Origin of the sequence: Shewanella sp. AC91-MNA-CIBAN-0169 (assembly GCF_040310165.1) — a bacterium.
Taxonomy (GTDB): Bacteria; Pseudomonadota; Gammaproteobacteria; order Enterobacterales; family Shewanellaceae; genus Shewanella.
Window position 1 is genome coordinate 272,241 of the sequence record NZ_JBEOPM010000001.1, and the last position, 14,258, is coordinate 286,498.

A 14,258-nucleotide genomic window follows, 5' to 3' on the forward strand; every position below is an offset into this window, starting at 1 on the left:
CACTTTCGCCATGTTTGTATGGTATGACATCTGTGCTAAATCTTTTAGCGTTTTGTCATTAACGGTGACCATAAGGCTTCTTTACCAGGCTCCGGATGACGCGGCACATTGAATGCTAGTGCGAGTGAGCATACGGCAAACCCAGTGCCTATGAAGAATACTGCTTTAGGCGAACTGAGCCATAAAATGCCTAATAAAACAGGGATAATTACCGCGGCAATATGGTTAATGGTAAAGCTGACCGACATGGTTGAAGCAATATCTTGTTTATCGGCAATTTTTTGAAAATAGGTTTTCATCGCAATCGCCATAGCAAAAAGCAGGTGATCAATCACATACAATCCAGCCGCAATATTAGCGTCGCTGACATAAGCGTAACTACTGAAAATAATCACTAAGCCAACGTATTCGATAATTAACGCGTTACGTTCACCCATTTTTCCAATAAAGCGACCAATGGTGGGGGCAAAGAGTAAGTTAACGACATAGTTAATTAAGAATAAAGCGGTGATTTCAGACACAGAATAGCCAAATTTTTCAACCATCATGAAGCCAGCAAACACCATAAAAATTTGCCTGCGCGCCCCAGAGAAAAAGGTTAGTAAGTAATAAAGCCAGTAGCGTTTTCTCAGTATTAAGTGTTTGTGCTGAATGGAGCCAATGGCAAAACGAGGAAAATACACTGCCATAATGAACACCATGACTAATCCACATCCGCCAATAATGCTATACATCCAGATGTAATCTAGACTCAGCCAGTTCATTATTAACCAAATTGACCCATAGCCGACAAGTGCAGCAGCGGAGCGCCACGCTAACGCTTTGCCCATAAAGCCAGGTGCATCGGCTTTATCTACCCACTGTAACGTAAGCGATTGATTTATTGTCTCAAAATAATGAAATCCAATCGACATGAGTATCGTTGTTAAATACAACCCGATGACATCAGGAAACCAGCCAGTAATTCCCACTCCAATGCACAATAGTGCCAAGGATGATAAGGCGAAGGTTTGCTCTTTGATCAGCAGCAATACAAACACCGCGGTAAAAGCTAAAAATCCAGGTACCTCTCTTAAACTCTGCAGTAATCCAATCTCAGCGCCAGTGAATGCGGCGCGTTCAATAACAAAGTTATTTAACAAAGCCTGCCAAACTGCAAACACCATGGACATTACAAAGGTCATCCATAGCAGCAAATGTTGTGGATTAGTGCGCTCAATACGGGCCGATTTACCACTAAAGAGGGCAGTATTACTGATGTTTGACATTGAAAGTACTCGGTTTATAGGAGGTTTTTTGATTGTTGTTTTCCATAGTGACATAAAACAGTTTGTTAAGTGAAATGTAATTTAGTGTAAATAAAATTGCTAATCTTAATGTAAATTATAATGCGAATGGTTATCGTTTGATGTATGGTTGTTGCGTTTTTTGAGGGAGTATTAACGTGACGTGTCGGAGAAACAGATGAATAAAAAGTTAACCTTGTTGGCAGTATCTGTGGCAAGTGTATTGGGTTTGAGTGGGATGCCTAATGCTCAAGCTGCAACGAATACCGAAACATTAGCCAAAGCCATTGCCAAGCAAGAAGCTGAAATTATGATATTGAAACAGCAGCTTGCTACATTAGCAGCCGAACAAAAACAACAACAGCAGCAAAACAAACAAGTGGCGACTCAAGTTGACACTGTGGTGCAACAGGCCACTAAAGCGCAAGACCGATTGAGCCGTTTTAGCTTTAACTCATATGGCAGCGCTGTTTACACCAGTGATGAATATTTCGATAACGTACAAGATACATCCGCAGAGCGACGTAGTCGTACTGATTTAGAGCGGATTGTGACCGAGTTTGGTTATCAGTTCACTGATGATTGGAGTATGGAAGTTGAAATTGAATATGAGCATGGTGGCACTGGCACCTCACTAGAATATGACGGCTTTGATGAATTTGGTGAGTTTGAATCCGAAGTTGAAGCGGGTGGCGAAGTGGTGGTTGAAAAAGCGGAAATTCGTTACCGTCCATCAAAAGCCTTTGGGGTGAAATTCGGTAACATTCACTTGCCTATTGGCTTATCGAGCATGTTACACAAACCTAATCAATATCTTACAGTGCAACGTCACAAGAGTGAAGCTGCGATGATGCCAACCGTTTGGAACGAAAATGGTATTGGTGTTTACGGAGAGGTTGCCGATTTTCATTATCAGGCACAAGTTGTCAGTGGGTTAAACTCTGAGTATTTTCGCACTTATGATTGGGTGGCATCAGGCCATCAAAAACGCTTTGAAGAGGTGAATGCTGACGACTTGGCATTTGCTGGCCGTATTGATTATGGCAATTTCAAAACAGGCAGTGCAGTCGGCGTGGCTTATTACTACGGTAATACCAGTGGTAATCGCCATAAGAGTAACAAACTCGATGTTGATGGTGCTCTTAGCATTGTGTCTGTTGCCGGAGCCTTTGTTGAAGGTCCATGGATCCTCCGCGGTCAATATTTATATGGCTCGTTAGACAATGCTGACGCTATTACCCAGGCTAATAAAACCACCCCAGGTTTACGTCCAGGTAATTTTGCCCAACTGGGTTCAGAGTCGCAGTCGTTCTTTGTTGAGGCGGGCGTCAAACTTGATGAATGGTTTGATATTCCGATGACCGTGTTTGCCAATATCGATTATTCCAATCCACTTATGGCCGTTGAAACGGGCACCGCAACCAAGCGTTATGAAAATACTTGGAGCAGTGTGGGTATTAACTATTTCCCGATACCTGAAATTGTGATTAAAGCCGAAGGTGGTCTTCATCAAGTGGCTGTTGCCAGTATTCCTGACACCAATTTCTTTGCTTTAGGTGTGGGATATCAGTTCTCGCTATAAGCAAATTTAATTTTTCGACCTATTTTTTGATCTGTTTTTTTACATGGAGTTTTATTATGCGTTTTAACTACACTGCAATCTCACTAGCACTAGTGGCAACATTATCCGCGTGTGGCGGTTCAGGCTCGGATGACACTAGCACCCCGACAACCCCAACTACACCTACAACCGGTTTTAGTTTTGTCGCGACAGAAATGATCACTAACTTAACCGATGAGGTGATTGTGGCTGGTTATGCTGATTTAGCGGCAAAGGGGGATGCCTTATTATTGGCAACCCAAACCTTACTTACCTCAACGGTACAAGCCGATTTAGTGGCTGCACAAAATGCGTGGAAGTCGGCTCGTCAACCTTGGGAGCAAGGGGAGTCGCATATCTTTGGCCCAGTCGACTCATTGAGTATCGACCCGCATTTAGACAGCTGGCCGTTAAACACCACTGACTTACAAACCCAGTTAGCCAACAGCAATGGTTTTGATGCCGACACCATTAAAGGTTGGAATGATGATGTTCAAGGTTTTCATACCATGGAATATCTGTTGTTTGGCGATGGTGTTAACAGCAACACAAAGTTGATTGCAGATCTTAGCACCAAAGAGCGTGAGTATTTAATCGCCTTAGCGGAAGTGTTCCGCGATTACACCGCGCAATTAGACGATGCTTGGCAAGTGAGCCATAACCCACAAGATGCTAACGCCAAACCTTATGCCGAGTTGCTTAAAACTCCTGGCGATGCCACTAACACTATTTACTCATCACAGTTGGCGGTTATTGAAGAATTGATCAACGGCATGATTGGTATTGTCGATGAAGTGGGTAACGGTAAAATTGCCGATCCATTCGGAGAGTCATTAACCACGGCAGACACCTCTAAGGTGGAGTCGCAGTATTCGTGGAACTCACTAACCGACTTTTCAAATAACATCATTGGTGTACGTAACGTTTATCAAGGTGAGTTTACGGGTGGTGCCGATAAACAAGGTTTAATTGATTTTGTAACAGCAGCTGATGCGACTTTAGCTACGCGTGTCGCCAGCGAAATTGATGATGCCATTTTAAAAATTCAAGCCATTTCGGGTAGCACTAGCATGCCGTTCCGCCAAGCGATTCTCGATGCTGATGGCCGAGCTAGAACCCAAGTCGCCGTGGATGCATTAACAAAGTTACAAGCGACGCTGCAGTCAGATGTGCTGCCTTTATTATCTGATTGGAACTCATAATTTAGCTGTTACCCTCCCAATAAGGCCATGGAACGACCTTATTGGGAGGGTAAGTGTGACCCAAAAAATAGAGACTCAACTCATAACAAGGTCGCATTACTGCCAAATAAACTCAATTTTAGTGTGAATGTGTGAGACAAAGATGAACAAATTATTACGACAACCATATTGGTTTGTAGCATTGCTGGGGCTTAGCCTAAGTGCTTGTGGTGGCAGCGGCGATGATGAAACCTCGCCAGACCCCATTGATCCGGTAGTGACTTATCCTAGCTATACCTCAATTGTTGCTTTAGGCGGTGACACCACAACATTCGATGCCAGTAACTCTGGCCATGGCTTTTCAACGCCATCGTTAAATTTAACGGCAGATGAACTCGCATTACATTTACAAGGTGATACCAACTTTGAAGTTTCGTTTACTACAGCGCCGAATGATCAACACCCTGAGCTTGATGGTTTAGGCCCTGTATTTAATAATGCTGACTGTAATTCTTGCCATCAACGCGATGGTCGAAATTCCACTCCTTTTTTGGCCGCAGATGAAACTCGGGTAAAACTGGGTTCGGCAGCGGGTATTTTCTTACGTATCAGCAAAGCTCCTGCTGAACCTTGTACTGTAGGAACTGCAGATAATAATTACTGTGCGCCGATTAAAGTGCCAGATTTTGGTGACCAGCTATTTCATCGCGGAGTGTTAAAAGCGCGCCCTGATTGGCAAGACAATGCATTTGTTGGTCAAGCAGATGTGTATTTGTCTTATGAGCGTCATGATGAAGTGTATACCGATGGACGCACCATTAGTTTGAAGAAGCCTATTTTCGCGGTCGAAAATCCATATGATGCACCAGGCGAAACCAAACAAAGTGCCAATGTAACTTCAAATCTATTACAAGATGATGTGTTAATGGGTTGGCGTAACGGCATGCCTGTGTTTGGTTTAGGGTTGCTAGAAGCAATACCTGAGGCAAGCATTCTCGCCAATGTTGATGCTGATGACAGCAATAAAGATGATATTTCTGGACGAGCTAATTGGGTATTTGATGCCATAAAAGCACAAAATGGTGACAGTACACCCGTGTCTTTAGGTCGCTTTGGTTGGAAAGCCAACACTCCAAGTGTGCGAGTACAATCGTTAGGTGCATTACGTGGTGATATTGGTATTACTAATCCGTTATTTCCTGATGAAAGCATTGTTGGCACTAGTTTACATGATTCATATTTAACACGAACTGGGTTTGTTGATACTGGTGAAGATGTTAACGGTGCGCCTGAGGCCAGTGCAGAGTTCAGTGATTCAGTGGTGTTTTATGCCGAAACTTTAGCGGTGCCAGCAAGACGTAACGTTGATAAAACGGCAGTGCGCGAAGGCGCTAGGTTATTTGAGCAACTTAATTGCAGCAGTTGTCATACGCCGTCGTTTGTGACCAAAACCTCAGGTGATATTGGCGGATTACCGATGAGCGACAGCTTAAAAGGCCAAACTATTTATCCCTTTAGTGACCTGTTGTTGCACGATATGGGTGAAGGACTGGCAGATGGTCGTCCAGACTTTTTAGCCGACGGTAATGAATGGCGTACTCGACCATTGTGGGGCATAGGCTTAACTCAAACGGTTAATCCCCAAGCCGGATTTTTACATGACGGCCGTGCAGCAACCTTGGAAGAAGCCATTTTGTGGCATGACGGAGAATCTAAAACGTCTAAACAAGACTTTATGGCCTTAACGCAAGCAGAGCGTGATCAAGTTATCGCCTTTTTACAGTCGTTATAAATTGCTGTAGAGCTCAAATACCTTAGGGTCTGTAGATCTTTCAAGGTTTTTTTGCAGCGAATTGTTGGTCATTACTTAAACATGAGCTACAAGGCAGAGGCTTTGTAGTGTAGTTATTCTACATTAAGAGCTGATAACGCAGTAGAAATGACCAACAAACGCTGCCCAAAGGGTTCGGCTAAAAACGTTTTACTCTTTGTTGAGCGAATTTTGCTTAGATTGCTAGGCAGCAATCCACTCGCCTCGATTAAAATGTTTTTATCTCGAACAAAATTTAACCAGCAAAGTTCAGCAGACCCTAGACATTTATGCCTAGGGTATTTTTTTGCGCGGCAGTTCACATTGCATTACGGTAGTTCATATTGAGGTAATTGTGGATGATGATGACGTGATCTGTTTCATGTAAATTTTCGCGCCAGTGGTCTAAGATACTGTATTACTTTTAAATGATTTCATTCGAGGTCAGCATGAGCCAAATTTTACTGATCCATTCAAGTGTCCATGGTTACACTCAAAAAATATGTGAATATTTACAGCTACAACTGGTTGAGCAAGGCGAGCTGGTCACGGTCGCATCCTTAGCGGAAGCTCCCGATTTAGCCCTATTTGATAAAGTGTACATTGGCGCCAGTATTCGTCATGGCAAACATCGCCCAGCCCTGTATCAATTTATTGAAGATCATCGTGCGGAATTGGACAGCAAACCCAGTGGTTTTTTCTCGGTGAGTTTAGTGGCGCGCAAACCCAATAAAAATACGCCGCAAACTAACAGCTATATGCAACAGTTTTTAAGTCAAAGCCCTTGGCAGCCCAAGTTATTACAGGTGTTTGGCGGTAATTTAGATTACCAAGGTTATGGTGCCATGGACCGGAATATTATTCGGTTTATTATGTGGTTAACCAAAGGGCCGACAGACCCTAATACCAAAGTTGAGTTTACCGATTGGCAAAAAGTTGATGAGTTTGCTCAGCAAATAATAGAGGCATAATTAATGGTATTAAAGCCGTTATGGCAGCGTATTGAAGCAGTATTGCATCCATTGATGATATTGATGTCGTTGTTATTAATTTGCACCAGCCCATGGATATTAATTGGACGTCAATTAAGTCCTCGCGCCAGTGTTTGGGATGTATTTCATGTTTATGGTGGCTTGTTTACCGCATTGTTAGCATTGATGTTTACTTATAAAGTGTGTGCGGCCGGGCAGTGGCGGCAGTTTTTTCCTTGGCTTACCTTTGAGTTAACGCCATTGCTTGCAGATGTGCGAGGGTTAGTGCACGGTCAATTGCCACATTCTGGTGGCAAAGGCCTAATCAGTGTCATTGAAGGCATTGGGGTTATTTTGTTAATGCTGGTGGTGTGTAGCGGAGCTGGTTGGTACATAGCAGATCCTAGTAATGCTTTAGCATGGCGCGGTTATCATATTGTGTTTGCTCAGGGTTTTATTGGCTTTATTGTGCTTCATTGTTTATTGGCTCTTTTACATCTTCGCGATTTTTTTAATTAACTGTGCCTGAGTCGCTGGCAAATCGGCATTGTCATCAGCATTGTCACCAGCATTGTCATCAGAAGAATGGCTTAGTTCAAATCGACTCATTATTGGGTATTCAATTGCTGAAACCAATTTAACGTAAACTGAATAAAACTGCTTAGCCTTGCGGATTGTTGTAGCAACTGTGGGTGAATTAAATAAGTGGTCGATGCGTTCATGGTTTCTGTGGTTAAGATTGCCTGTAATGTGCCTGCTTGTATTTCTTTATCGACTAAATACTCTGGCCCGACAATAATCCCTCGACCCAATAATGCTAGTTGTTTAAGCATATGATTATCGTTAACACTCAAGCAGCTATTGATTAATATCGGCTGAGCATTGAAGGTCCAGTGAGTTTGTTCTGTTGCCGTTAGGCATTGGTGATGTTGCAAATCCTCAATCGAATTGGGCGTTCCGTGTTGTTGAAGATACGCTGGGGCCGCACAACAGATTTGCTGATAATCAAATAATTTTTTAGCGACCATGTTTTGCGGTGGTGTTGCGGTAGCCCTAAATGCGAGATCAAAATCGTTACGGGTTAAGTCGTGCAGGGTATAGCTGCAATCAATACTAAAATGTACCTGCGGATGCAATTGCGTAAACTCATGGCAAATATTAAGCAAATGGCGTTGAGTGAGTTGGCTGGGCGCTGTAATGCGGATCCGCCCTGAGATATCGTCGTTGTCGTGACGAATTCTTTTGTCTAGCATGAGTAAGTCGGCTTTTACTTGTCCCATGCTCGATAAAATCATCTCACCTTGAGGGGTTAGCCTTACACTGCGTGTTGTACGTATGAGTAATGGTCGGCCTACTTCTTTTTCGAGTTGCCTAATCTGCTCAGATAAATAGCCTCTCGATATCCCTAATGAGGCCGCCGCTTCGGTAAAGCTAAGTTGTTTGGCGACTTCACTGAATAAGAATAATCGCTCAAATTTTTTGTGTTCACGGCTCATGATTATCACCATCAATAATATTTTATAGAGAACTGTAATCTGTTATTGGTAGATATACCAAATAATGATTTTGCTTTTTGCGGTTCATTTTTACGCTGAATCCCATACACTCATATTCATCATAACTATAAAAAGAGTATCAATATGACAGCTTTACCCTTAACAGAATTTTTACCCAACGTTAGCCCTATTGTTTATGGCTGTATGGGACTGGGTGGCGGTTGGAATAATAATGCCATTACTCAAGCGGATATTCAGCAAGCCCATGAGGTTATTGATACTGCGCTGGATAACCAAATAAACTATTTTGATCACGCAGACATTTATACTTTTGGCAAAGCAGAGTCCGTTTTTGGCAAGATATTAGCTCAGCGCCCTGAGTTGCGTGAAAAAATATACCTGCAAACCAAGTGCGGTATTCGATTTGAAGACAGCAAGGGCCCCAAGCGTTACGACTTATCAGCAGAGTGGATTAAGTATTCTGTTGATAACAGCCTCAAGCAACTCAATGCCGAATACCTTGATGTATTAGTGCTTCATCGCCCAGACCCGTTAATGCGACCAGCAGAAATTGCCGAAACGTTTCAACAGCTAAAGTCTGCTGGTAAGGTACGCTTTCTGGGTGTTTCGAATATGCAGCAACATCAAATTAGCGCGCTGCAGCGTATGCTTGGTGAGCCATTAGTGGTAAACCAAATTGAAATGAGTTTGCAAAAACACGCATGGGTAGACGAAACCATTTATGCGGGTAATCCAGACGGCAAAGACATCAACTTTACCCCTGGTACGTTAGAGTACTGCAATCAACATAATATACAAATTCAGGCGTGGGGCAGCTTATGTCAAGGGATTTACAGTGGCATAGCAACAGCGGAGCAGTCGACAGCCGTGCAGCAAACCAGCCAGCTTGTTGCTACGTTAGCCGCTGAATACCACACCAGCCCAGAAGCCGTGTTATTAAGTTGGTTAATGCAGCATCCTAGCCAAATTCAACCTGTTATTGGCACCACCAACCTTGAGCGTATTAAGGCTTGTGCAAAAGCCACTAACGTCTCGTTAAGTCGCGAGCACTGGTATGCATTGTATGTCAGCGCTAAAGGACATGAGTTACCTTAATCATTACTACAGCATGTTTGAGCAATACCCGAGCATTTCTCCATGCCATTCAATTAAAGGATTCTAAGACAATATGAACAAGACAACATGGGCACTATTGAGTGCAGCATTGGTGTTAAGTGGATGTCAGCAAGCAGAAACAGAAGTGGTCGCGTCGGCGGTTCAGCCTTTGCCACAACCAAGCGTACAAGCTGATATATACCAAGATTACTTACATCGTGATGTTCGGGACGATATTTTCTATTTTGTATTACCAGACCGTTTTTATAACGGCGATAGCAGTAATGATAACGGCTCAACCTCTAAACCAATTTCAGCGGGTGGTTTTGATACTAGCAGCAGTCGCGGTTTTCATGGCGGTGATATTTTAGGCATTGAACAAAAGTTAGATTATCTCCAAAACCTTGGTATTACCGCGATTTGGATGACGCCATTATTGCGAAATAAGGCCATTCAATCAGATGGCATTGCGCATCATGGTTATTGGATTGTCGACTTTACCGAAATAGACCCGCATTTTGGATCTAACGCAGACTTAAAGCAGCTTATCGACTCTGCACACCAACGCGGTATAAAAGTCTTTTTTGATATTATTACTAACCACACGGCCGATGTCATCAAGTACCAAGAGTGTCATCAAACGTCGGGAGAGTTTATTGCGCCGCAAACCCATTGCGAATACAAGTCGTTAGCTCAAGTTGAAAAGGGCGACAGTTACACGCCGTTTGTGCCGCAAGATCAAGCGAGTGTAAAAGTGCCTGATTGGTTAAATGACCCGCGTTTTTATCACAACCAAGGTGATAGCACATTCAAAGGTGAGAGCTCATTAAATGGCGACTTTAGTGGCTTAGATGATCTTAATACCGCAGATCCTCAAGTGGTATCTGGCATGGTTGATATTTACCAAAATCTGATTAAAGAATTTAAGCCAGATGGATTTAGGATCGACACGGTTAAACATGTGGACTTGTCATTTTGGCAAACGTTTAGCCCTGAAATCGTTAACTTTGCCAAGGCGCAAGGCATTCCTCAGTTTCATGTGTTTGGTGAAGTGTACGATACCAACCCTAACAACCTCAGCGTTTTTACTACCCAAGGCAAGTTACCTTCGGTATTGGACTTTGCGTTTCAACAAACTGCGGCAGATATTTTTTATCGCGGCAAGAGTCCTGTATTAGCCCAGCAATTATTTGCCCAAGATTCGTTATATCAAGATGACGACAGCCAGGCTGATTTATTGATGACTTTTTTAGGTAATCATGACATGGGCCGCACTGGCTATTTCGTCAATCAAGCCAATCCTGATGTAAGCTCAGCCGATAAACTGCAACGCAGTATTTTGTCGCATGCGTTTATGTTTTTATCTCGCGGTATTCCAGTGATTTATTATGGTGATGAGCAAGGATTTACGGGCGATGGCAATGACATTGACGCACGAGAAGATATGTTTGCATCTCACGTTGCTAGCTACAATGACAATATTTTACTGGGCACGAACGCGACGACCGCAGATGATAACTTTGACCCTAAACACCCTTTGTATCAAGCAATAGCAAAACTGAGTGAACTGCGTAAGCAATATCCTATTTTGCGTCGTGGTCAATATCAAGACCGCTTTTATCAAGCAGACAAAGACATGTTTGCATTTGCTCGGGTAGACCCTGAAACAGGAGCAGAGTTTTTGATGGTGTTTAATAGCGGTGAGCAAGCGCAGACGATTAATGTCACCCAAGAGGGCAAGCGTTATCGCTTAATGACCACATGGCCAGATGTTGTAGTGCCACCAATTGAAGATGCCGCACAGGCCGTATCAGCAGAGTTAACGGTGACCTTACCGCGATTAAGTTATGCAATTTATACCACAGCGAGTTAAGCAATAGAGATAAAAAATGGCTATCCATTGGATAGCCATTTTTGTATTGGTTAGCACTACTGCTTTAATGCTAAGTAGTTAATGACCCCAATGATATCGTCCAAGCTACGCATTTCATTTAAATTGATAGCGTATTTATCGTTAACAATAAATGCCGGTACACTTTGTACTGCATACGACACTTGCTGTTGACGCCACATGGTTAACTTTTTATTGGTGTCTGCACTGTCTGCTACCGTGTCATATTGCTCTGCATCGACACCAAACTCAGCAAAAACATTTTTAATATCATCACGGTTATTAATTTGTGATTGGTGTTCATGTCCAGCTGCAGCGTGGTCGTGACCACCGGTATTATCTTTGCCTTGGATCGCGCCAAACATGGCTATTTTTAACGCTTCTTTATTATCTAGTTCATGAATAACCGCTAATGCGCGCATGACTTCAGTGCCCAAGTCGCTATTCATAAAGTCGACATGTTTGCTGTCGAAAGCGATTTTTTTGTCTAAACCCGCCTTGATTTCAGGTAGATACTGGCTTTCCATATTGAAACAGTTATGGCAATAGAACGAGAAGAATTCAGTGACTTTAGGTTCACTCGGAACCATGTTGTTTGATATTTGGGTGTAATGTTTGCCCTCAACAAATGGCGTAGCAAATGTGCTAAACGAGGCGGTGATGAGCGTTAGTACTATGGCAAAATATTTAATCATGTAAACCTCAAATCTATGTTAATAGCGAATCAATGTTAATAGCGAATCAATGTAAGTAGTAAATCGATGTTAGTAGTAAATAGTCACTAGGATTCGATTAATCTGCTTGAGCTAATTAGGGTAAGTTTGTTAGCTGAATTATGGCTTAAATCATCAATCAAAAAGACGCTAATTTCGTGATCGATGCGTGCTTTATGAGGATGATCCTTTAATAAAGTTCAGATATTGCTGTGAGGTTAATGATCTGTGCCAATGTCACTATGCGTGGTCATGAGCGGTTCATTGTTGATGGGTTATGTGGCAAGGCCGATATGGCATGCTGAATTAGCAGGGATAATATAGAAGGATGAATGTAGAACAGTAATCTAAATGCTGACAACGATAATGGCTGTGGATGAAGAGTGGTCATAAGCGGTTCATTGTTGTTGGGTTATGTGGCAAGGCCGATATGGCATGCTGAATTAGCAGGGCTGATGTGGAAGGATGAATGTAGAACAGTCACCCTGAACATTTTAGTGCTGACAACGATAACGGCTGTGGATGAAGAGTGTTCAACCACGGTAGTTTACCGAACAACGCTAATCTCTGAGTGTTTGCCATGCTTCGCACACTTCTCGAAAGCGTTCAGCATTACCTTGTTCACGATCGGGATGCCATTTTAGTGCTAGTTTACGCCATTGCTTGCGAATGTCTTTATCGGTTGCGGTTTCATCAAGTTCAAACACTTTTAACGCATGACCTTTGTGCATCAACTGTGTGTTAACGCCAATATACTCTTGAAAGCTAGACCAGAATGACTCAAGCATTTCCCGTACAACGTTTACGCTGGAATCATAATTGTTCCAATCGAGGTAATAATCGCGTAAAGCACCATCGCGAATATGTTGTATATCAGCACTGGCTGGAATGATCCGAAATATTTGAATTTCCATCGCCTTCACTTGCAACCACTGCTTGGGCATCAGTATGTCTTGTAATTCATACAAGGCGTTCATCAGGAGAAAATTGCGTTTGAATAGGTCTTTTTCGGGTAATGGGTCAAGGTTATGCATTAAACCTTTAGTTTGTAATTCACTGGCTAAATGATGCACTTTCCAACTTTGATTTGATGATTGTAATAAACTCAACACAGGCCATATTAGCGGGTTGTCACCTTTAGGCACATTGAGTTCGTTACTGTCCGTGGTGTTAGCCAGTCCAGTTCCGTCAGTATTGTGTAAGGTTTTATTGAGCAACATAGTGGCGTATTCATCCTGAATTGGCGATTAAATCTGCTAGTCATTAACGCCCACTATGCCATAGTCGTTTTTAATGACAAGCAGATTTATCTGCACCGATAAGCTTGTTCGACCAATCAGCAAGTGCATCGACTTGGCCGGTTGTTGATAGCATGCCTATCAAAGGTGAAATGATTCAGCGTGGGCCAATGACCGATGCGAGCATGCATTAAGCAGGTCACAACCAAATTTTGAGTCATATTATGATTTGATCAACATTTTTATTTTTATGGGTTTGATCAATTAATTCCTATTCTTACAGGCAAGAAAGCTTTATTTGGTATAAAATTCTCCGCAAGAAATTAATCGGGGGCTTAACCAATGACAGATAAACACTTTATTAGTGCGCAACAACTACTGGAAGATTCATTTAGACTCGCTGCACAAGTATATGATAGTGGCTTTCGACCTCAGTTTATCGTGGGTATTTGGCGCGGTGGCGCTCCAATTGGTATTGCAGTCCAAGAGTATTTTGATTTCAAGAAAGTTGAAACTGACCATATAGCCGTTAGAACGTCTTCTTATTATGGTATTGGCACTGACAAACAAGATAAGAATATCAAAGTACACGGTTTGCATTACATTATTGAAAATGCCAATGCTAGCGATGGTTTGTTGATCGTTGATGACGTATTTGACTCTGGCCGCAGTATTGATGCACTTATTGGTAAATTAAGAAAGTTCATGCGTTTGAACATGCCAACCGATATCCGTATCGCATGCCCTTATTACAAGCCAAAAAACACTAAAGTAGACCTAAAACCTGAATATTTTATTCATTCATCTGAAGATTGGTTAGTGTTTCCCCATGAAGTGTCTGGGCTTAATCCGCAAGAAATTGCTGAAGGCAAAGCTGACTTTAAAAACATCCAAGAGTTGTTTTTATAAGCTATATTCAGCAGTTGTTTAAGCGGTAATTAGCAACGAATTTACTT

At 42.4% G+C, this 14,258-nt stretch carries 12 protein-coding genes; 8 read left to right on the forward strand and 4 right to left on the reverse strand.

All coding sequences use genetic code 11. From position 1 onward, the window contains the following. Window positions 1–44 precede the first annotated feature (44 nt). Window positions 45–1,184 carry an MFS transporter gene (locus tag AAEY98_RS01155; RefSeq protein WP_502959629.1) on the reverse strand — a complete coding sequence of 380 codons (1,140 nt, stop codon included), beginning with the start codon at window positions 1,182–1,184 and terminating at the stop codon, window positions 45–47. Between the two features lie 280 nt (window positions 1,185–1,464). Here AAEY98_RS01155 and AAEY98_RS01160 point away from each other — a divergent pair, with 280 nt between their 5' ends. From AAEY98_RS01160 to AAEY98_RS01180, 5 genes are all read left to right on the forward strand, one after another. After that, window positions 1,465–2,868 carry a porin family protein gene (locus AAEY98_RS01160; protein ID WP_351014601.1) on the forward strand — a complete coding sequence of 468 codons (1,404 nt, stop codon included), beginning with the start codon at window positions 1,465–1,467 and terminating at the stop codon, window positions 2,866–2,868. A 56-nt stretch (window positions 2,869–2,924) separates the two neighbouring features. Continuing rightward, window positions 2,925–4,088, forward strand: a complete 1,164-nt coding sequence (locus AAEY98_RS01165) for an imelysin family protein (protein WP_351014603.1) — start codon at window positions 2,925–2,927, stop codon at window positions 4,086–4,088. A gap of 142 nt (window positions 4,089–4,230) precedes the next feature. Next, window positions 4,231–5,859 carry a di-heme oxidoredictase family protein gene (locus AAEY98_RS01170; RefSeq protein ID WP_351014605.1) on the forward strand — a complete coding sequence of 543 codons (1,629 nt, stop codon included), beginning with the start codon at window positions 4,231–4,233 and terminating at the stop codon, window positions 5,857–5,859. Window positions 5,860–6,326: 467 nt separating this feature from the next. Then, complete coding sequence (gene hemG, locus AAEY98_RS01175; protein WP_351014607.1) at window positions 6,327–6,848, forward strand: menaquinone-dependent protoporphyrinogen IX dehydrogenase; 522 nt, start codon at window positions 6,327–6,329, stop codon at window positions 6,846–6,848. A gap of 3 nt (window positions 6,849–6,851) precedes the next feature. After that, entirely contained in the window at window positions 6,852–7,367 is a 516-nt protein-coding gene (locus AAEY98_RS01180) for a cytochrome b/b6 domain-containing protein (protein WP_351014609.1), read from the forward strand. A gap of 89 nt (window positions 7,368–7,456) precedes the next feature. Here the strand turns inward: AAEY98_RS01180 and AAEY98_RS01185 are convergent, their stop codons facing one another. Further along, a complete protein-coding gene (locus AAEY98_RS01185; RefSeq protein WP_351014611.1) occupies window positions 7,457–8,344 on the reverse strand; it encodes a LysR family transcriptional regulator in 888 nt (295 codons plus the stop codon). Between the two features lie 144 nt (window positions 8,345–8,488). Here AAEY98_RS01185 and AAEY98_RS01190 point away from each other — a divergent pair, with 144 nt between their 5' ends. Next, the gene (locus AAEY98_RS01190) at window positions 8,489–9,460 is read left to right on the forward strand and encodes an aldo/keto reductase (RefSeq protein ID WP_351014612.1); all 972 of its coding nucleotides are present in this window, start codon (window positions 8,489–8,491) and stop codon (window positions 9,458–9,460) included. A 73-nt stretch (window positions 9,461–9,533) separates the two neighbouring features. Next, window positions 9,534–11,333, forward strand: coding sequence for an alpha-amylase family glycosyl hydrolase (locus AAEY98_RS01195; protein ID WP_351014614.1), 1,800 nt, complete (start codon window positions 9,534–9,536; stop codon window positions 11,331–11,333). A gap of 56 nt (window positions 11,334–11,389) precedes the next feature. Here AAEY98_RS01195 and AAEY98_RS01200 read toward each other — a convergent pair whose 3' ends face one another. Beyond that, window positions 11,390–12,046, reverse strand: coding sequence for a thiol:disulfide interchange protein DsbA/DsbL (locus tag AAEY98_RS01200; protein ID WP_101085920.1), 657 nt, complete (start codon window positions 12,044–12,046; stop codon window positions 11,390–11,392). 578 nt (window positions 12,047–12,624) lie between these two features. Continuing rightward, entirely contained in the window at window positions 12,625–13,284 is a 660-nt protein-coding gene (locus tag AAEY98_RS01205) for a DNA-J related domain-containing protein (RefSeq protein WP_351014616.1), read from the reverse strand. Between the two features lie 360 nt (window positions 13,285–13,644). On the opposite strand from AAEY98_RS01205, the gene AAEY98_RS01210 reads away from it, so the two are divergent. After that, window positions 13,645–14,211, forward strand: coding sequence for a phosphoribosyltransferase (locus tag AAEY98_RS01210; RefSeq protein WP_101085918.1), 567 nt, complete (start codon window positions 13,645–13,647; stop codon window positions 14,209–14,211). The last annotated feature ends 47 nt before the right edge of the window (window positions 14,212–14,258 follow it).

Excerpts from the sequence above, each read along its gene's own strand:
- AAEY98_RS01185 (WP_351014611.1), bottom strand. The coding sequence starts at position 8,344 with ATGAGCCGTGAACACAAAAAATTTGAGCGATTATTCTTATTCAGTGAA.
- AAEY98_RS01200 (WP_101085920.1), bottom strand. The coding sequence starts at position 12,046 with ATGATTAAATATTTTGCCATAGTACTAACGCTCATCACCGCCTCGTTT.
- AAEY98_RS01205 (WP_351014616.1), bottom strand. The coding sequence starts at position 13,284 with ATGTTGCTCAATAAAACCTTACACAATACTGACGGAACTGGACTGGCT.
- AAEY98_RS01155 (WP_502959629.1), bottom strand. The coding sequence starts at position 1,184 with ATGACCTTTGTAATGTCCATGGTGTTTGCAGTTTGGCAGGCTTTGTTA.
- AAEY98_RS01160 (WP_351014601.1), top strand. The coding sequence starts at position 1,465 with ATGAATAAAAAGTTAACCTTGTTGGCAGTATCTGTGGCAAGTGTATTG.
- AAEY98_RS01170 (WP_351014605.1), top strand. The coding sequence starts at position 4,231 with ATGAACAAATTATTACGACAACCATATTGGTTTGTAGCATTGCTGGGG.
- AAEY98_RS01180 (WP_351014609.1), top strand. The coding sequence starts at position 6,852 with ATGGTATTAAAGCCGTTATGGCAGCGTATTGAAGCAGTATTGCATCCA.
- AAEY98_RS01210 (WP_101085918.1), top strand. The coding sequence starts at position 13,645 with ATGACAGATAAACACTTTATTAGTGCGCAACAACTACTGGAAGATTCA.
- AAEY98_RS01165 (WP_351014603.1), top strand. The coding sequence starts at position 2,925 with ATGCGTTTTAACTACACTGCAATCTCACTAGCACTAGTGGCAACATTA.
- hemG (WP_351014607.1), top strand. The coding sequence starts at position 6,327 with ATGAGCCAAATTTTACTGATCCATTCAAGTGTCCATGGTTACACTCAA.
- AAEY98_RS01195 (WP_351014614.1), top strand. The coding sequence starts at position 9,534 with ATGAACAAGACAACATGGGCACTATTGAGTGCAGCATTGGTGTTAAGT.
- AAEY98_RS01190 (WP_351014612.1), top strand. The coding sequence starts at position 8,489 with ATGACAGCTTTACCCTTAACAGAATTTTTACCCAACGTTAGCCCTATT.